The following is a 17,743-nucleotide window of genomic DNA, read 5'->3' as shown; positions in this document are numbered from 1 at the left end:
CCCCGGGTGCCCGGCCCCGCCCGTGCGAAGGTGTGCCATGCCCCTGAGCCATCCCCGCCGCTCGGCGCTGTCCGAGCAGGTCATCGCCGCGCTGCGCGCCCAGATCACCTCGGGAGAGTGGCCGGTGGGCTCGCGCATCCCGACGGAGCCCGAGCTGGTCGGGCAACTGGGCGTCGCGCGCAACACCGTCCGCGAGGCCGTCCGCGCGCTCGCGCACAACCGGCTGCTGGACATCCGCCAGGGCTCGGGCACCTACGTGGTGGCGACCAGCGAGCTGGCGGGCGTGATGCACCACCGCTTCGCGGACGCCGACCCGCGACACATCGCGGAACTGCGCGCCACCCTGGAGTCGGGCGCGGCGCGGCTGGCCGCCGAGCGGCGCACCGAGAAGGACCTGGGGCAGCTGGACACCCTGCTGCTGCGCCGCGAGGAGGCGTGGGAGTCGGGCGACGCCGAGGCCTTCGTGACGGCGGACGCGACGTTCCACCTGGCGGTGGTGGCCGCCTCCCACAACGACGCGATGACGGCCGTGTACGCCGACCTGGGCGAGGTCCTGCGGGACTGGCTGCGCGAGGACGTCGGCGGGGAGCTGACGCCGCAGACGCGCATGGACCACACCCGGCTGGTCGACGCGATCCGCGCGGGGGACGCGGAGACGGCCGCCGCCGAGGCCGCGAGCTACCCCTTCCTGTGCCGGCCCGGACGGTTCACACCCGCTGGTGGCTGACCCAGACCGCCCCGACCTCCTTCCAGCAGCGCCCGGTCAGCCGTACGGTCACGGCAGGTCCGACGTCGGCGGGGGCGCCGTCCGTGTCGAGGTCCCACCAGCGCGCGCACTCGATGTGCAGGCGTACCCGGTCGGCGGCGGCGTAGGGGTTGTGGCAGTAGGTGGTCACCTCCGACCCGTCGACGGTGGTCCGGCACTCCGAGCCGAACAGGTCCCCGGGTGCGGCGGCGGTGGCGGGCCGTGCCGGCACGCGCGCGTGGGGCAGCGCGTCGTAGGGCAGCGACAGGACGAGGCAGACGGCGACGGTCAGTGGGGCCACGCTGCGGAACAGGCGCACAAGGGGACCTCCTCGGCCGGGCTGGGGAGGGAAGCGCTTGGTGGACGCGTACTTCAGACTGCCTTGCGCAGGTGCTCCGCCGCCCGGCCGGGTACGCCGAACGGGTGACGCCCCGCCTCCCGCGCGAGGCGGGCGGCGGGGCGTCGGTACGTCGACGACGGGTCGGTGGATCAGGCGCCGATGGCGTGCAGGCCGCCGTCCACGTGGATGATCTCGCCCGTGGTCTTCGGGAACCAGTCGCTCAGCAGCGCGACGACACCGCGGCCGGCCGGCTCGGGGTCCTTCAGGTCCCACTCCAGCGGGGAACGGGAGTCCCACACGGACGCCAGCTCGCCGAAGCCCGGGATGGACTTGGCGGCCATGGAGCCGAGCGGACCGGCCGAGACCAGGTTGCAGCGGATGTTCTGCTTGCCCAGGTCGCGGGCCATGTAGCGGCTGGTGGCCTCCAGGGCGGCCTTGGCCGGGCCCATCCAGTCGTACTGCGGCCAGGCGAACTGAGCGTCGAACGTCAGACCGACGACGGAGCCGCCGTTCTGCATCAGCGGCAGGCAGGCCATGGTCAGCGACTTCAGGGAGTACGCCGAGACGTGCATGGCGGTGGCCACCGACTCGAACGGCGTGTTCAGGAAGTTGCCGCCGAGGGCGTCCTGCGGGGCGAAGCCGATGGAGTGGACGACCCCGTCGAGGCCGCCGAGCTCCTCGCCGACGACGTCGGCCAGGCGGCCGAGGTGCTCGTCGTTGGTGACGTCGAGCTCGATGACCTTGGTGGGCTTGGGCAGCTTCTTGGCGATGCGCTCGGTCAGGGTGGGCCGCGGGAACGCGGTGAGGATGATCTCCGCGCCCTGCTCCTGGGCCAGCTTGGCGGTGTGGAAGGCGATGGAGGCCTCCGTCAGCACACCGGTGATCAGGACGCGCTTGCCCTCGAGAATTCCGCTCATGGTGATCAGTGACCCATTCCCAGTCCGCCGTCAACGGGGATGACGGCTCCAGTGATGTACGAGGCGTCGTCCGAGGCGAGGAACCGCACCGTTGCGGCGATCTCTTCGGGCTGCGCGTACCGGCCGAGCGGCACCTGCGAGACGATGTTGGCGCGCTGCTCGTCGGTCAGCGCCTGCGTCATGTCGGTGTCGACGAAGCCGGGGGCGACGACGTTGAAGGTGATGTTGCGCGAGCCCAGCTCGCGGGCGAGGGACCGCGCGAAGCCGACCAGCCCGGCCTTGGAGGCGGCGTAGTTCGCCTGCCCCGCCGAGCCGAGCAGGCCGACGACGGAGGAGATCAGGACGACGCGGCCCTTCTTGGCCCGCAGCATGGCGCGGTTGGCGCGCTTGACCACCCGGAAGGTGCCGGTGAGGTTGGTGTCGACGACCGAGGTGAAGTCCTCCTCGGACATGCGCATCAGGAGCTGGTCCTTGGTGACGCCCGCGTTGGCGATCAGCACCTCGACCGGGCCGTGCTCGGCCTCGATCTCCTTGTAGGCCTGCTCCACCTGCTCGGTGTCGGTGATGTCGCACTTGACGGCCAGGAAGCCGGCGGGCGGCTCCCCCGACCGGTACGTGATCGCGACCTTGTCGCCGGCATCGGCGAACGCGCGGGCGATGGCGAGGCCGATGCCCCGGTTACCTCCGGTGACGAGAACCGAGCGGCTCAACGGATCACCCTTTCCGTAGGGGTCTTGACACACCGCCCGAGACCTGACCGGCAGGCGGCTTCCCTCGAAACCTATCGGTACGCCGAGGCCCGGGGACATTCGGGCACCGACAGGCGGTCACGGGACTGACTGTGGGGTTTCTACAGAAAGATGCCGGAGCGGGCCGGAAAGCTGTGGTCCGGGGGTCCGCTCGCGCGACATGATCGGAGCCAGCACAGGCGACGACCACAGGGAGATACCCAGGTGCCTCACAGCATCGACGAAAGTTTCACGGCACTGCCGCTGCGGGCCCTCGCGGACGCCGCCCTGGCACGCGCGCGTGCGCTCGGCGCGGACCATGCCGACTTCCGGTTCGAGCGGGTGCGCAGCGCGTCCTGGCGGCTGCGGGACGCCAGGCCCTCCGGGTCGTCGGACACCACCGACCTCGGGTACGCGGTGCGGGTGGTGCACGGCGGGACGTGGGGGTTCGCCTCCGGCGTGGACCTGACGATGGACGCCGCCGCCCGGGTCGCCTCGCAGGCGGTGGCGATGGCGAAGCTGTCCGCGCAGGTGATCAGGGCGGCCGGGTCGGACGAGCGGGTGGAGCTGGCAGACGAGCCGGTGCACGCCGAGAAGTCGTGGGTCTCGTCGTACGAGATCGATCCGTTCACGGTGCCCGACGAGGAGAAGGCGGCGCTCCTGGCGGACTGGAGCGCCCGGCTGCTGGCGGCCGACGGGATCAACCACGTCGACGCCTCGCTGCTCACCGTCCACGAGAACAAGTTCTACGCCGACACCGCGGGGACGGTGACCACCCAGCAGCGGGTACGGCTGCATCCGGCGCTGACGGCGGTGTCGGTCGACGAGTCCAGCGGCGAGTTCGACTCGATGCGGACCGTCGCGCCGCCGGTGGGGCGCGGCTGGGAGTACCTGACGGGCACCGGCTGGGACTGGGACGAGGAGCTGGAGCGGATCCCGGAGCTGCTCGCCGAGAAGATGCGGGCGCCGAGCGTGGAACCGGGGCTGTACGACCTGGTGGTCGACCCGTCCAACCTGTGGCTGACCATCCACGAGTCCATCGGGCACGCCACCGAGCTGGACCGGGCCCTCGGCTACGAGGCCGCCTACGCCGGCACCTCCTTCGCCACCTTCGACCGGCTCGGCACGCTGCGCTACGGCTCGGACCTGATGAACGTCACCGGCGACCGCACCGCCGAGCACGGCCTGGCGACCGTCGGCTTCGACGACGAGGGCGTCGAGGCCCAGTCCTGGGACCTGGTCAAGGACGGCACGCTCGTCGGCTACCAGCTGGACCGGCGCATCGCGAAGCTGACCGGCTTCGAGCGCTCCAACGGGTGCGCGTTCGCCGACTCCCCCGCGCACGTGCCGGTGCAGCGCATGGCCAACGTGTCGTTGCGGCCGGATCCGGCGGGGATGTCCACCGAGGACCTGATCGGAAGCGTGGACCGCGGGATCTACGTCGTCGGGGACCGGTCCTGGTCGATCGACATGCAGCGCTACAACTTCCAGTTCACCGGACAGCGGTTCTTCCGGATCGAGAACGGGCGGATCACCGGGCAGCTGCGGGACGTGGCCTACCAGGCGACGACCACCGACTTCTGGGGCTCCATGGCGGCCGTCGGCGGCCCGCAGACGTACGTCCTGGGCGGCGCCTTCAACTGCGGCAAGGCCCAGCCTGGCCAGGTCGCGGCCGTGTCGCACGGCTGCCCGTCCGCCCTGTTCAAGGGCGTCAACATTCTGAACACCACGCAGGAGGCCGGCCGATGAGCGCCCGTACCGACAAGCCGCACGAGGTCGTGGAGCGCGCGCTGGAGCTGTCGCGGGCCGACGGCTGCGTCGTGATCGCAGACGAGCGGTCGACCGCCAATCTGCGCTGGGCGGGCAACGCGCTGACCACCAACGGTGTCACGCGCGGGCGCACGCTCACCGTGATCGCGACCGTCGACGGCAAGGAGGGCACCGCCGCCGGGGTCGTCTCGCGGTCCGCGGTGACCGCCGACGAGCTGGAGCCGCTGGTGCGGGCCGCCGAGGCCGCCGCGCGCGGTGCGGCGCCCGCCGAGGACGCGCAGCCGCTGGTGACGGGCGTGGCGCCGTCCCCCGAGTTCACCGAGGCGCCCGTCGAGACCTCGTCCGCGGTGTTCGCCGACTTCGCCCCGGCGCTGGGCGAGGCGTTCGCACGCGCGCGTGCGGGCGGCCGTGAGTTGTACGGCTTCGCCAACCACGAGCTGGTCTCGACCTACCTGGGCACGTCGACGGGGCTGCGGCTGCGGCACGACCAGCCCAACGGGACGCTGGAGCTGAACGCCAAGTCGCCGGACCGTACGCGCTCGGCGTGGGCGGGCCGCTCGACGCGGGACTTCAAGGACGTCGACCCGGCGGCGCTCGACGCCGAGCTGGCCGTACGGCTGGGCTGGGCCGAGCGGCGGATCGACCTGCCCGCGGGGCGGTACGAGACGCTGCTGCCGCCGACCGCGGTCGCGGACCTGATGATCTACCAGCTGTGGTCGTCGTCGGGCCGGGACGCGGCCGAGGGGCGGACGGTGTTCTCCAAGCCGGGCGGCGGCACCCGGCTCGGCGAGCGGCTGGCCGGGCTGCCGCTGACCCTGCGCAGCGACCCGGACGAGCCGGGCCTGGAGTCGGCGCCGTTCGTCGTCGCGCACTCCTCGGGCGGCGACCGGTCGGTGTTCGACAACGGCCTGCCGATCCGGGCCACCGAGTGGATCAGCGGCGGTGAGCTGAAGCAGCTCACGACCAGCCGGCACGGCGCGGCCCTGACCGGCCTGCCGGTGGCTCCCGGAGCCGACAACCTCATCCTGGACGGCGGCGGCGACCGGTCGCTGGAGGACATGGTCGCGAGCACCACGCGCGGGCTGCTGCTGACCTGCCTGTGGTACATCCGCGAGGTGGACCCGGCGACCCTGCTGCTGACCGGGCTGACCCGGGACGGCGTCTACCTCGTCGAGGACGGCGAGGTCGTGGGCGAGGTCACCAACTTCCGCTTCAACGAGTCCCCCGTCGACGTGCTGGGCCGGGCCACCGAGGCCGGGCGCACGGAGAAGACGCTGCCCAGGGAGTGGAGCGACTGGTTCACCAGGTCCGCCATGCCCGCGCTGCGGGTGCCGGACTTCAACATGAGCTCTGTCAGCCAGGGCGTATAACCTCATAGCCGGTGGTCGCCGGACCGCCCGAGAACATCGAGGAGACACGAGAACCGTGACGGACATCGTCGACGAGCTGAAGTGGCGGGGGCTGTTCTCCCTGTCCACCGACGAGGACGCTTTGCGCAAGGCGCTCGCGGACGGTCCCATCACGTTCTATTGCGGCTTCGACCCGACCGCGCCGTCCCTGCACGTCGGACACCTGGTGCAGGTGCTCACCGTACGCCGGCTCCAGCAGGCCGGGCACCGGCCGCTGGCGCTGGTCGGCGGCGCCACGGGCCTGATCGGCGACCCCCGCCCCACGGCGGAGCGCACGCTGAACGACCCGGAGACGGTCGCCGGCTGGGTCGGCAGGCTGCGTTCCCAGATCGAGCCGTTCCTCTCGTTCGAGGGGGAGAACGCGGCCGTGATGGTCAACAACCTCGACTGGACGGCCGGTCTGTCCGCGATCGAGTTCCTGCGGGACATCGGCAAGCACTTCCGCGTCAACAAGATGCTGACGAAGGACTCCGTGGCCCGCCGGCTGGAGTCCGACCAGGGCATCAGCTACACCGAGTTCAGCTACCAGATCCTCCAGGGCATGGACTTCCTCCAGCTCTACCGGCGCTACGGCTGCACGCTCCAGCAGGGCGGCAGCGACCAGTGGGGCAACCTGACGGCCGGCCTGGACCTGATCCACCGGCTGGAGCCGGACGCCTCCGTACACGCGCTGGCGACGCCGCTGATGACCAAGGCGGACGGCACCAAGTTCGGCAAGACCGAGGGCGGCGCCGTCTGGCTCGACCCGGAGATGACGACGCCGTACGCGTTCTACCAGTTCTGGCTGAACGTGGACGACCGGGACATCTCGACGTACTCGCGCATCCTGTCCTTCCGCTCCCGCGAGGAGCTGGAGGAGCTGGAACGGCAGACCGCGGAGCGGCCGCAGGCGCGGGCCGCGCAGCGGGCACTGGCCGAGGAGCTGACGACGCTGGTGCACGGCGCCGACCAGACGGCCGCCGTGATCGCCGCGTCCAGGGCGTTGTTCGGGCAGGGCGAGCTGGCGGACCTCGACGAGCGGACGCTGGCCGCGGCCCTGTCCGAGGTGCCGCACGTCCGGGTCGCCGAGCCGGCGCCGGTCGTCGACCTGTTCGCCGAGGTCGGCCTGGTGGCGAGCAAGTCGGCGGCCCGGCGGACGGTGAAGGAGGGCGGCGCCTACGTGAACAACGTCAAGGTCACCGCCGAGGACGCCGTCCCGGCGGCGGAGGACCTGCTGCACGGGCGGTGGCTGGTGCTGCGGCGCGGCAAGAAGAACCTGGCCGCCGTCGAGGTGACGGGGGCGTAGTGGCGCGGAGCGCCACCGGGGCGCGGGTCACGCGTGGCGGATCACGGGATTCCGTGGCCCGCCGCCCGTGGCCCGCGCCTCTTCGTGCGCTCAGGCGCGGTGCCTGCGCCTGCCCAGCGTCCGGACGTACAGCATGTCGCCGACGGCCACGATGACGACGGCGGCGACCAGCTGGAAGATGTGCCGGCTCCAGTCGATGCCGGGGGTCTCCTCGACTCCGAAGCCCCGGGCGACGGCGTTGCCGACGATCGCGCCCAGGATGCCGAAGATGGTGGTCAGCCACAGCGGGCTGTGCTGCTTGCCCGGGATGATCGCCTTGGCGATCAGGCCCAGCACGAATCCCACGATGATCGCCCACAACCAGCCCATTGCTGCCTCCTCGTACGGCTCTACGCGAGCATTGCCCCCAGTGTCGGCCCGGCCTCCTTACGCCGCATGTCGGGTACTGCCGTACGTGGTACGGCGCAGCGTGTCCACCCGGCCGGCGGCGACCCGGTCTCGAGAGCGGCCGGGTCGCGGCGTACCGTTGACGAGCGGGGAGAGTTCGAGCGCGCGGATGGTGGAATGTGATGCGGAAGCAGCGCGGCGGCGGCGCCCAGGTGTTCCGGATCACCGGAGCACGTCAGGGCCTCCAGGAGGACGTCCGGGGCCGGCAGCGGCGGTACGTGATCTCGATGTCGGTCCGTACCGTGGCGGTGATCCTGGGAGCGACGCTGTGGAACGTGGAACGGCATGTCGCGGTGGTGGCGCTGGTCCTGGGCCTGGTCCTGCCGTACGTCGCGGTGGTGATCGCCAATGCCGGACGGGAGAACGCGCCGGGGCTGCCGTCGACGTTCGTGACCACTCCCCCGCCGCCGATGATCACCTCCGGGCACACGGAGGAACGGACGGCACAAGAGGAGCCCGCCGCGGAATCCCCGCGGGAGGAACCGGAGTCTCCGCACGAGGAATCCGGGCCCCGGTCGGGGCACGTGGAGGCCGGTCCGACAGAGCGGCGGCCATGAGCCGGCTGTGCGCCGAGCCCAATAAAAGCTGTTGTTCCAGTGCCGTGGCGCCGGGTCGCCATGACATACTTCGTACGCGCTCCGCATCCCCCGTCGGAGCGACGGACCGACGCCGGGCAGCTCCCCCCGTGGCTGCTCGGCGTCGCCTTTTTCCGCGCACCTGTGAGACGAACCCGTGAGTGACGAGACCCCGATCTGCTCCGCCAAGGGCTGCCGTGCCGACGCCGTGTGGGTGCTGGCGTGGAACAACCCGAAGATCCACACGCCGGAGCGCCGCAAGACGTGGCTGGCGTGCGAGGAGCACCGGGAGCACCTGTCGCAGTTCCTCGGAGTGCGCGGCTTCCTGAAGGACGTCGTCCTGCTGGCGGAGTGGGAGTCGCCCGAGGTTCCCCAGGCTCCGGTTCCCGGGGCCCCCGGGGCGTCCTAGCCGCCGATCGCCGACATCGGGCGGTCCGGCTGGACGAAGGCCGGGTCGTCCAGGCCCGCGCCCGCCTTCTTGCCCCACATCGCCAGGCGCCAGATGCGCGCGATCTCCTCGTCGGGGGCGTCGGAGCGCAGGGCGGCGCGCAGGTCGGTCTCCTCGCGGGCGAAGAGGCAGGTGCGGACCTGGCCGTCCGCCGTGAGGCGGGTGCGGTCGCAGGCCGCGCAGAACGGGCGGGTGACGGAGGCGATGACGCCGACCCGATGCGGGCCGCCGTCGACGATCCAGCGTTCGGCCGGGGCCGAACCGCGCTCCTGGGAGCCCTCCTCGGTGAGGTCGAAGCGGGTGCGCAGGGAGGCGAGGATGTCGCCTGCCGTGACCATGCCCTCGCGCTTCCAGCCGTGCTGGGCGTCCAGGGGCATCTGCTCGATGAACCGCAGTTCGTAGTCGTGCTCGACGGCCCAGGCGAGGAGGTCGGGGGCCTCGTCGGCGTTGAGGCCGGGCATCAGGACCGCGTTCACCTTGACCGGGGTCAGGCCCGCGTCCCGGGCGGCCCGGAGGCCTTCGAGGACGTCCTTGTGGCGGTCGCGGCGGGTGAGGGTCTTGAAGACGTCCGGGCGGAGCGTGTCGAGGGAGACGTTGACCCGGTCCAGGCCCGCGGCCTTGAGGGCCGGTGCCGTGCGCCTGAGGCCGATGCCGTTGGTGGTCAGCGACATCCGGGGGCGCGGGCTCAGGGCCGCGACCCGCTCGACGATGCCGACCAGGCCGGGGCGCAGCAGGGGTTCGCCGCCGGTGAAGCGGACCTCCTCGATGCCGAGGGAGGTGACGGCGATGTCGATCAGGCGGACGATCTCGTCGTCCGTGAGCAGATCCGGCTTGGCCAGCCACTGCAGGCCCTCTTCGGGCATGCAGTACGTGCACCGGAGATTGCAGCGGTCGGTCAGTGAGACGCGCAGGTCGGTTGCCACCCGGCCGTAGGTGTCGATGAGCACGCGGGCCCCCTCCCTCGTAGCGGATCACAGGTTTTCCGTCATCTGTGAGCCTACGTGACACCACCGACAACGAGGGGGCGCGATCTCCACGAGGTACGAGGGGGCCGCGTCGTGGGGATCCACGGATCGCCCGCGACGCGGCCCCTCCGGGGGGTGTGTCAGTGTGCGCCGGTGCCGGTCATGGACCGTACTTCCAGCTCCGCGTACTTGGCGGTGTCCGGCTCCTCCTTGGAGATGACCGTGCCGAGCCAGCCGAGCAGGAAGCCGACGGGGATGGAGATGAGGCCGGGGTTCTCCAGCGGGAACCAGTGGAAGTCGACGTCGGGGAACATCGAGGTGGGCTTGCCCGAGACGACCGGGGAGAACAGCACGAGCCCGACGGCGGTGACCAGGCCGCCGTAGATGGACCACAGGGCGCCGGCGGTGGTGAACCGCTTCCAGAACAGGCTGTAGAGGATGGTCGGGAGGTTGGCCGAGGCGGCGACCGCAAAGGCGAGGGCGACCAGTCCGGCGACGTTGAGGTCCCTCGCGAGGGCGCCGAGCAGGATGGAGACGGCGCCGATGCCCACGGTCGCGTACCGGGCCGCGTTGATCTCCTGCTTCTCGGTGGCCGTGCCCCTCTTGATGACGTTCGCGTAGATGTCGTGGGCGAACGAGGAGGACGAGGCCAGGGTCAGGCCGGCGACGACCGCGAGGATCGTGGCGAAGGCGACGGCGGAGATGGTGGCGAGCAGGATGGCGCCCCAGGTGGAGTCGACGCCGCCGAGATGGAGCGCCAGCAGGGGTGCGGCGGTGTTGCCCGCCTTGTTGGAGGAGGTGATCTCGTCCGGCTCGATCAGCGCGGCGGCGCCGAAGCCGAGGGCGAGGGTCATCAGGTAGAAGGCGCCGATCAGGCCGATGGCCCAGAGCACCGACTTGCGGGCGGCCTTGGCGGTGGGGACGGTGTAGAAGCGGATGAGGATGTGCGGCAGGCCGGCGGTGCCGAGGACCAGGGCGATGCCGAGGGAGATGAAGTCCAGCTTGGTGGTGCCGGTGGCGCCGTACTTCAGGCCCGGCTCCAGGAAGGCGGCGCCCTTGCCGCTGTTGTCGGCGGCCGAGCCCAGCAGGTCGGAGAGGTTGAAGTCGAACTTCAGCAGCACCAGGAAGGTGAGCAGCAGGGCTCCGGCGATCAGCAGGACGGCCTTGACCATCTGGACCCAGGTGGTGCCCTTCATGCCGCCGATGGTGACGTACAGGATCATCAGGACGCCGACGAGGGCGACGATGCCGATCTTGCCGCTGTCGCTGGTGATGCCGAGGAGCAGGGAGACGAGGACGCCCGCGCCCGCCATCTGGGCCAGCAGGTAGAAGATCGACACGACGATCGTGGAGACGCCGGCCGCCGTGCGGACCGGGCGCTGGCGCATGCGGTACGCGAGGACGTCGCCCATGGTGTAGCGGCCGGAGTTGCGCAGCGGCTCGGCGACCAGGAGCAGGGCGACCAGCCAGGCGACCAGGAAGCCGATGGAGTACAGGAAGCCGTCGTAGCCGAAGAGGGCGATCGCGCCGGCGATGCCGAGGAAGGACGCGGCCGACATGTAGTCGCCGGAGACGGCGAGGCCGTTCTGGAATCCGGTGAACTGGCGGCCGCCCGCGTAGAAGTCGGCGGCGTCCTTCGTCTGGCGGCCCGCCCACACGGTGATGACGAGGGTCGCGACGACGAAGACGGCGAACAGGGTGATGATCAGCGTGCGGTGCTCGCCGGCCTCACCGGCGGCCAGGAACGTCTGCGCGGTGTTCATGCGCCGCCCTCCATCCGGGACTTGATCGCTTCGGCTCTGGGGTCGAACTTGGCGGCGGCCACGCGCGCGTACCACCAGGCGATGAGGAACGTGGTGAGGAACTGGGCGAGGCCCAGCGTCATGGCGACGTTGAAGTTGCCGAACAGCTTGGTGCCCATGAAGTCGCCCGCGTAGTTGGACAGCAGGACGTACAGCAGGTACCAGGCGATGAAGGCGAAGGTCAGCGGGAAGGCGAAGCCGCGGTAGGAGCGGCGCAGTTCACCGAACTCCGCGCTCTCCTGCACCGCGACGAACTCCTCGCCGGCGGGGAGTTGGGCTGGGGATTTCGAGGGGGGCGGTGTCTCGGTGGCCACGGAGTCTCCTCGCGTTGCGGGTGCGGTGGGCAAAGGGCGGGCGAGGGTCCTCGCCGTCCCTGCCCAAGGTCACGGCGGCGCACGACGACGGGTTCAACACCCCGCACCGGTTTCCGAAGCGACCTCGGCGCCTCCTGGCCAACGAGCGGCGCCCGGCGAAGGTCATGGCCGGGTGAACTGACCTCCCGAAGGTCATTGCTGGCCGGGGAGTCGGGGAGATAGCTTCGGGCGAGCACCACCCCGTCATGTACCTGCCCAGGCACGACCCGTGTCCGGGCAGGTCTCGCTTCCGGATGATGTGGAGACCCCATGGCTCATCTGCCTTCCAGACGCCGCCTCGCCCTCGCGGTGCCCGTCGTGCTGTCGCTGACCGCCTCCCTCGGCTTCCTGCCCACGGCGGCCTCGGCGGCTCCGGCCACGGCCACGGCCACCCAGGCGGCGGACGCCGGAACGCTGGCGTACGTCGTCAACACCAAGGTGGATCACCGCACGATCGAGTCGGCGAAGAAGGCGATCGCCGCGGCCGGCGGCACCGTCGTCGCGACCTACGCGAAGATCGGCGTCATCGTCGTGCACTCGGCGAACCCCGACTTCGGCGCGCAGATACGCGCGGTGCGCGGGGTGCAGTCGGCGGGCGCGACCCGCACCGCGCCGCTGAGCCCCGCCGGGACCACCGACGAGGGCGCCGCCGAGCTGATGTCCGCGGCCCAGGCCGCGAAGACGGCGAGCGCGTCCGCCGCGGCGGGCGCGAGCGAGCCGCTCGAGGCCGACCAGTGGGACCTGCGCGCCATCGGCGCCGACAAGGCCGCCGAGATCAACCCGGGCAGCAGCAAGGTGACCGTCGCCGTCATCGACACCGGTGTGGACGACACCCACCCGGACCTCGCGCCGAACTTCTCCGCGTCGCAGTCGGCGAACTGCGTCGGCGGTGTGGCCGACACCAGCGAGGGCGCCTGGCGGCCGTACAACCCGACCGAGGACTACCACGGCACGCACGTCGCCGGTGAGATCGCGGCGGCCCGCAACGGCATCGGCGTGGCCGGTGTCGCGCCCGGCGTGAAGGTCGCCGGCATCAAGGTGAGCGACCCGAAGGACGGCCTCTTCTACCCGGAGAACGTCGTCTGCGCCTTCGTGTTCGCCGCCGACCACGGGGTCGAGGTCACGAACAACAGCTACTACGTGGACCCGTGGCTGTACAACTGCATGGACGACCCCGACCAGAAGGCCATCGTCGACGCGGTCAACAGGGCGCAGCTGTACGCCCAGAAGAAGGGCACGCTCAACGTCGCCTCGGCCGGCAACTCCAACCACGACCTGGACTCCGACGCGATCGTCGACGACTCCAGCCCGGACGACTCCACTCCGGTGACGCGGACGATCGACCCGCACGAGTGCTTCGACGTGCCGACCCAGCTGCCGGGGGTCGTCACGGTGAGCGCGACGGGCGTCAAGGGCACCAAGTCGTACTACTCCACGTACGGTCTGGGCGCCGTGGACGTGGCGGCGCCGGGCGGCGACCGGTACCAGATCCCGGAGACCCCGTCGGCCAACGGCCGCATCCTGTCGACGATGCCGAACAACGCGTACGGCTTCCTCCAGGGCACCTCGATGGCGTCCCCGCACGTCGCCGGTGTGGCCGCGCTGCTGAAGTCGGCCCACCCGTGGGCCTCTCCGGCGACGCTCCAGGCGCTGCTCAAGGCGCAGGCCGACAACCCGGGCTGCCCGGCCGAGCCGTACGACGGCAACGGTGACGGTGTGGTGGACGCGACCTGTGAGGGCGGCAAGCGCGTCAACGGCTTCTACGGCTTCGGCGTGGTGAACGCGCTGCGTGCGGTGAAGTAGCCGGGACGTCCTTCGAAGGGCCGGGCGGAGCGGATCCGCCCGGCCCTTCGGCGTCTTCGGCCGCATTGCGCACGACGGCCCGCGCGGGTGCCGCCGCTCCGGGGGTGGCTGTGCGCCTGCCGGTGCGGGACCGGCGCCGGTCCCGCGGAGGTGTCCGGCATCGCCCGGCCGGCGCCGAATCCCCGTACGTCCGCCGCGCCCTCCGTCCGGCTTCGTTCCGCACGCGTGTGCGAGTGCGTCCGGCGGCGGGGTGGGAGGCGTGCGTCGGCTGTCGGTGGCGGCCCGTATCCTCATTGACCATGCTCGAAGACCGTACGCCCACAGCGTCCTCCCCCACGGAGTGGCCGGCCGCCTACCCCCGGGGATACGCGGTCGTCGACGTGGAGACCACCGGCCTGGCCCGCGACGACCGGATCATCTCCGCCGCCGTGTACCGGCTGGACGCGCGCGGTGAGGTCGAGGACCACTGGTACACGCTGGTCAACCCGGAGCGCGACCCGGGCCCGGTGTGGATCCACGGTCTGACCAGCGAGGCGCTGGAGGGCGCGCCGCTCTTCCGGGACGTGGCGCAGGAGTTCGCGGACCGGCTCGACGGCCGGGTGCTGGTCGCGCACAACGCGGTGTTCGACTGGCAGATGATCGCCCGCGAGTACGCGCGCGCGAAGCGCGAGGCCCCGGTGAGGCAGCGGTTGTGCACCATCGCGCTCGCCAAGGAGCTGGCCCTGCCGCTGCCCAACCACAAGCTGGAGTCGCTGGCCGCCCACTTCGGTGTCGTCCAGCGGCGGGCGCACCACGCCCTGGACGACGCGCGCGTGCTGGCGGAGGCGTTCCGGCCGAGTCTGCGGGCCGCGGCGGCGGGCGGTGTGCGGCTGCCGCTGCACGAGTGCCGGCCGCTGACGGAGTGGCAGGACCGTCCCGCGCCGCGGGTCGGGCAGCAGGCGGGCGGCCCCCGGCCGACGAGTTGGCGGCCGGCCCGGAAGCGACCTGCGTGCCCGCACCCCAACCCGGGGCGGTACGAAGACGGCAAACGCCTCAAACAGGGCATGCGCATCGCGTTCTCCGGGGACACCTCGGTCGAGCGCGAGCTGCTGGAGGACCGCGCGACCGAGGCCGGACTGCACGTCGCCACGTCGATCTCCCGGCTGACCAGCCTGCTCGTCACCAACGACCCCGACTCAGGCACCTCCAAGGTGGTCAAGGCCCGCCAGTTCGGCACGCCGGTGGTGGACGAGGCGGCGTTCGGCCAGCTGCTGCGCGACGTCGAGCCGGCCGCGCCGCGGTGACCGTACGGACGGGTGATTGCCGCGCGACTCGCCCGGCACCGCCTCGCCCGCGCCGCGCCGACGGCCCACCCTGTGGCCCATGGCGACATGTGAAGTCTGCGGCAACAACTACGGAATGACCTTCGAGGTGCACGCGCAGGGCGCGGTGCACGTCTTCGACTGCTTCTCCTGTGCGATCCACCGCATGGCCCCGATCTGCGAGCACTGCCGGGTGCAGATCATCGGCCAGGGCGTGGAGGCCGAGGGGCGCTGGTACTGCGGCGCCCACTGCGCCCGCGCGGAGGGAAAGGCGGGCATCGTCGACCGGGTCTGAAGCGGCCCCACCCGAAAACACCCCACGGCCGGGAGGTACCGTCGTGGGGTGTACCGCTTCCTGTTGTCCCGGCAGTGGGTGATCATCACGCTCGTCGCCCTCCTCCTGATCCCCACGATGATCAGGCTGGGCATCTGGCAGATGCACCGCCACGACGAGCGCACCGCCCGCAACCAGCTGGTCTCCCGGGCGCTCTCCGCCGATCCCGTGCCGGTGGAGACGCTGACGTCCCCGGGCCACACCGTCGGCACCGGCCAGCGGTACCGCTCCGTGACCGCCGTGGGCCACTTCGACCCCGAGCGGGAGATCGTGGTCCGGCGGCGCGTCAACGGCGACGAGGAGGTCGGCTTCCACGTCGTCACCCCGTTCGTCCTGAAGGACGGGAAGGTGCTGCTGGTCAACCGCGGCTGGATCCCCGCCGACGCCCCGAGTCAGACCGCGTTCCCCGAGGTCCCGGCGCCGCCCGCCGGCCAGGTCACCGTGACCGGGCGGCTGATGCCCGACGAGACGACCGCGGCGAGCGGCATCAAGAACCTCCAGGGACTGCCGGACCGGCAGGTCATGCTGATCGACAGCGCGCAGGAGGCGCGGCGCCTCGGCGCCCGGGTCCTCGGCGGCTACATCGCGCAGACGGCGCCCGAGCCCGCGAACGGCACCCCCGAGCTGATCGGCAGGCCCGGCAACGAGGACGCCGCGCTCAACTACGCCTACGCGATCCAGTGGTGGCTGTTCTCCGCGGGCGTACCGATCGGCTGGGTGATCCTGGTCCGGCGGGAACTGCGCGACCGCAGGGAGGCGGCCGCGCAGAAGCCCTCGGAGGCACAGCCCGCGGCGGTCTGAGGGCCCCGCCGGGGCCGTACCCCGGCCGCGGCCCGGCCCTGCCCGCCGGGGCCGCGGCCGGCCGAACGTCCCGGCCCCGTGTCACCCTCCCGGCTCCCGCCCGGATTGCCCTGCCGCACCGCCGGGAACCCGCACCCCGTGCACCCCCGTATCGAGGACTACGCCGTCATCGGCGACGAACAGACCGCGGCCCTGGTCGGCATGGACGGCTCGATCGACTGGCTGTGCCTGCCCCGCTTCGACTCCGGAGCCTGCTTCGCGCGCCTCCTGGGCGACGAGGACAACGGCCACTGGCGCATCGCGCCCCAGGGCGCCGACGGGGAGCACTGCACCCGCCGCGCCTACCGCCCGGACACGCTCGTCCTGGACACCGAGTGGGAGACCGACGAGGGCGCGATCCGGGTCACCGACCTGATGCCGCAGCGCGACCGGGCCCCCGACGTCGTACGGATCGTCGAGGGGCTGCGCGGGCGGGTCACCGTCCACAGCGCGCTGCGGCTGCGCTTCGACTACGGCTGGGTCGTCCCGTGGATGCGCCGGGTCGACGGCCACCGGGTGGCGGTCGCCGGGCCGGACGCGGTGTGGCTGCGCAGCGAGCCGGAGGTGCGCACCTGGGGCGAGAACTTCAGCACCCACGCGGAGTTCACCGTCGCCGCGGGCGAGACGGTCGCGTTCGTGCTGACCTGGCACCCCTCGCACCACGCGCGCCCGCCGCTCGTCGACCCCCACGAGGCGCTGCGGGCCAGCGTCGCGGACTGGCGGGCGTGGTCGGCGCGCTGCCGCTACGACGGTCCCCACCGGGACGCCGTGATCCGCTCCCTCATCACCCTGAAGGCCCTCACCTACGTGCCGACGGGCGGCATCGTCGCCGCGCTCACCACGTCCCTGCCCGAGGAGCTGGGCGGGGTCCGCAACTGGGACTACCGCTACTGCTGGCTGCGCGACTCCACCCTCACCCTCGGTGCCCTGCTGGCGGCCGGCCACGAGGAGGAGGCCGAGGCCTGGCGCGACTGGCTGCTGCGTGCCGTCGCGGGCGACCCGGCGGACCTCCAGATCATGTACGGGCTGGCGGGCGAGCGCCGGCTGCCCGAGTTCGAGCTGCCGTGGCTGTCCGGCTACGCGGGCTCCCGCCCGGTGCGCATCGGCAACGGCGCCGTGAGCCAGCTCCAGCTCGACGTGTACGGCGAGGTGATGGACTCGCTGTCACTGGCCCGCACCGCGGGGATGACGCCCAAGCCGCACGTGTGGTCGCTCCAGTGCGCGCTGATGAACTGGCTGTGCGAGAACTGGCGGCAGCCCGACGAGGGGCTCTGGGAGGTGCGCGGCGGCCGCCGCCAGTTCGTGCACTCCAAGGTGATGGTGTGGGTGGCCGCCGACCGTGCCGTCCGCGCGGTGGAGCGCTACCCGCGGCTCAGCGGCGACCTGGAGAGGTGGCGGGCGCTGCGCGACGAGGTGCACCGTGAGGTGTGCGAGAAGGGCTACGACCCCGAGCGCAACACCTTCACGCAGTACTACGGCTCGCGCGACCTGGACGCCGCCCTGCTGCTCATCCCGCGCGTCGGCTTCCTGCCCCCCGAGGACCCGCGGGTGATCGGCACCGTCGACGCCGTCCGCGAGGAACTCGGGCACGACGGTCTGCTGCGCCGCTGGTCCTCGGGGGGCAGGAAGCCGACGCGCGGGATGAGCAGCAGGGCGGCGTCCAGGTCGCGCGAGCCGTAGT

17 protein-coding genes and 1 pseudogene are annotated in these 17,743 nt (G+C 71.9%); 11 read left to right on the top strand and 7 right to left on the bottom strand.

Translation table 11 applies throughout. From position 1 onward, the window contains the following. Positions 1–37: 37 nt before the first annotated feature. Positions 38–727: a FadR/GntR family transcriptional regulator gene (locus tag AB0N31_RS24460; protein ID WP_366060540.1), complete on the top strand. Its 690-nt coding sequence runs from the start codon at positions 38–40 to the stop codon at positions 725–727. Here AB0N31_RS24460 and AB0N31_RS24455 read toward each other — a convergent pair. The 3 genes from AB0N31_RS24455 to fabG all read right to left on the bottom strand — a co-directional run bounded on the left by AB0N31_RS24455 (position 708) and on the right by fabG (position 2,712). After that, complete coding sequence (locus tag AB0N31_RS24455) at positions 708–1,064, bottom strand: hypothetical protein (RefSeq protein WP_366060539.1); 357 nt, start codon at positions 1,062–1,064, stop codon at positions 708–710. The two genes, AB0N31_RS24460 and AB0N31_RS24455, sit on opposite strands and share 20 nt — an antisense overlap. 170 nt (positions 1,065–1,234) lie before the next feature. Further along, positions 1,235–2,002 carry an enoyl-ACP reductase FabI gene (gene fabI, locus AB0N31_RS24450; RefSeq protein ID WP_366060538.1) on the bottom strand — a complete coding sequence of 256 codons (768 nt, stop codon included), beginning with the start codon at positions 2,000–2,002 and terminating at the stop codon, positions 1,235–1,237. Positions 2,003–2,007: 5 nt separating this feature from the next. Next, positions 2,008–2,712 (bottom strand): 3-oxoacyl-[acyl-carrier-protein] reductase, encoded by a 705-nt coding sequence (gene fabG / locus AB0N31_RS24445; RefSeq protein WP_366060537.1) that lies wholly within the window; start codon positions 2,710–2,712, stop codon positions 2,008–2,010. Between the two features lie 243 nt (positions 2,713–2,955). Between fabG and AB0N31_RS24440 the strand changes: the two genes are divergently transcribed. From AB0N31_RS24440 to tyrS, 3 genes are read left to right on the top strand one after another with little or no spacing between them, the layout of a single operon-like run. Next, positions 2,956–4,479 (top strand): TldD/PmbA family protein, encoded by a 1,524-nt coding sequence (locus AB0N31_RS24440; RefSeq protein WP_366060536.1) that lies wholly within the window; start codon positions 2,956–2,958, stop codon positions 4,477–4,479. Continuing rightward, positions 4,476–5,870, top strand: a complete 1,395-nt coding sequence (locus tag AB0N31_RS24435; RefSeq protein WP_366060535.1) for a metallopeptidase TldD-related protein — start codon at positions 4,476–4,478, stop codon at positions 5,868–5,870. The genes AB0N31_RS24440 and AB0N31_RS24435 overlap by 4 nt, the downstream gene beginning before the upstream one ends. A 55-nt stretch (positions 5,871–5,925) precedes the next feature. Further along, a complete protein-coding gene (gene tyrS / locus AB0N31_RS24430; protein ID WP_366060534.1) occupies positions 5,926–7,194 on the top strand; it encodes a tyrosine--tRNA ligase in 1,269 nt (422 codons plus the stop codon). A gap of 90 nt (positions 7,195–7,284) precedes the next feature. Here the strand turns inward: tyrS and AB0N31_RS24425 are convergent, their stop codons facing one another. Then, positions 7,285–7,563: a GlsB/YeaQ/YmgE family stress response membrane protein gene (locus tag AB0N31_RS24425; protein ID WP_366060533.1), complete on the bottom strand. Its 279-nt coding sequence runs from the start codon at positions 7,561–7,563 to the stop codon at positions 7,285–7,287. 200 nt (positions 7,564–7,763) lie between these two features. On the opposite strand from AB0N31_RS24425, the gene AB0N31_RS24420 reads away from it, so the two are divergent. After that, positions 7,764–8,198 carry a DUF3099 domain-containing protein gene (locus AB0N31_RS24420; protein ID WP_366060532.1) on the top strand — a complete coding sequence of 145 codons (435 nt, stop codon included), beginning with the start codon at positions 7,764–7,766 and terminating at the stop codon, positions 8,196–8,198. 175 nt (positions 8,199–8,373) lie between these two features. Beyond that, the gene (locus AB0N31_RS24415) at positions 8,374–8,625 is read left to right on the top strand and encodes a hypothetical protein (protein WP_366060531.1); all 252 of its coding nucleotides are present in this window, start codon (positions 8,374–8,376) and stop codon (positions 8,623–8,625) included. Here the strand turns inward: AB0N31_RS24415 and moaA are convergent. The 3 genes from moaA to AB0N31_RS24400 form a co-directional block, all read right to left on the bottom strand. After that, complete coding sequence (moaA, locus tag AB0N31_RS24410) at positions 8,622–9,611, bottom strand: GTP 3',8-cyclase MoaA (protein ID WP_366060530.1); 990 nt, start codon at positions 9,609–9,611, stop codon at positions 8,622–8,624. The genes AB0N31_RS24415 and moaA overlap by 4 nt on opposite strands. 158 nt (positions 9,612–9,769) lie before the next feature. Continuing rightward, positions 9,770–11,392, bottom strand: coding sequence for a cation acetate symporter (locus tag AB0N31_RS24405; RefSeq protein WP_366060529.1), 1,623 nt, complete (start codon positions 11,390–11,392; stop codon positions 9,770–9,772). Further along, complete coding sequence (locus AB0N31_RS24400) at positions 11,389–11,745, bottom strand: DUF485 domain-containing protein (protein ID WP_366060528.1); 357 nt, start codon at positions 11,743–11,745, stop codon at positions 11,389–11,391. Before AB0N31_RS24400 ends, AB0N31_RS24405 begins: the two co-directional genes overlap by 4 nt. A 309-nt stretch (positions 11,746–12,054) precedes the next feature. Between AB0N31_RS24400 and AB0N31_RS24395 the strand changes: the two genes are divergently transcribed. From AB0N31_RS24395 to AB0N31_RS24375, 5 genes and pseudogenes are all read left to right on the top strand, one after another. Further along, entirely contained in the window at positions 12,055–13,587 is a 1,533-nt protein-coding gene (locus AB0N31_RS24395) for a S8 family serine peptidase (RefSeq protein ID WP_366060527.1), read from the top strand. A 299-nt stretch (positions 13,588–13,886) separates the two neighbouring features. Beyond that, positions 13,887–14,870: a DEDDh family exonuclease gene (locus AB0N31_RS24390; protein WP_366060526.1), complete on the top strand. Its 984-nt coding sequence runs from the start codon at positions 13,887–13,889 to the stop codon at positions 14,868–14,870. A 79-nt stretch (positions 14,871–14,949) separates the two neighbouring features. After that, a complete protein-coding gene (locus tag AB0N31_RS24385) occupies positions 14,950–15,183 on the top strand; it encodes a hypothetical protein (RefSeq protein WP_363091090.1) in 234 nt (77 codons plus the stop codon). A 48-nt stretch (positions 15,184–15,231) separates the two neighbouring features. Continuing rightward, the gene (locus AB0N31_RS24380) at positions 15,232–16,023 is read left to right on the top strand and encodes an SURF1 family protein (protein ID WP_366060525.1); all 792 of its coding nucleotides are present in this window, start codon (positions 15,232–15,234) and stop codon (positions 16,021–16,023) included. 138 nt (positions 16,024–16,161) lie between these two features. After that, positions 16,162–17,679: pseudogene (locus AB0N31_RS24375) on the top strand (glycoside hydrolase family 15 protein); the annotation flags it as partial. Between the last annotated feature and the right edge of the window lie 64 nt (positions 17,680–17,743).

The organism is Streptomyces sp. NPDC051051 (genome assembly GCF_040682975.1).
In the GTDB taxonomy this organism is placed as follows: domain Bacteria; phylum Actinomycetota; class Actinomycetes; order Streptomycetales; family Streptomycetaceae; genus Streptomyces.
Note: the sequence above shows the minus strand (reverse complement) of the source record. Positions and strands in the feature narration are given on the sequence as shown.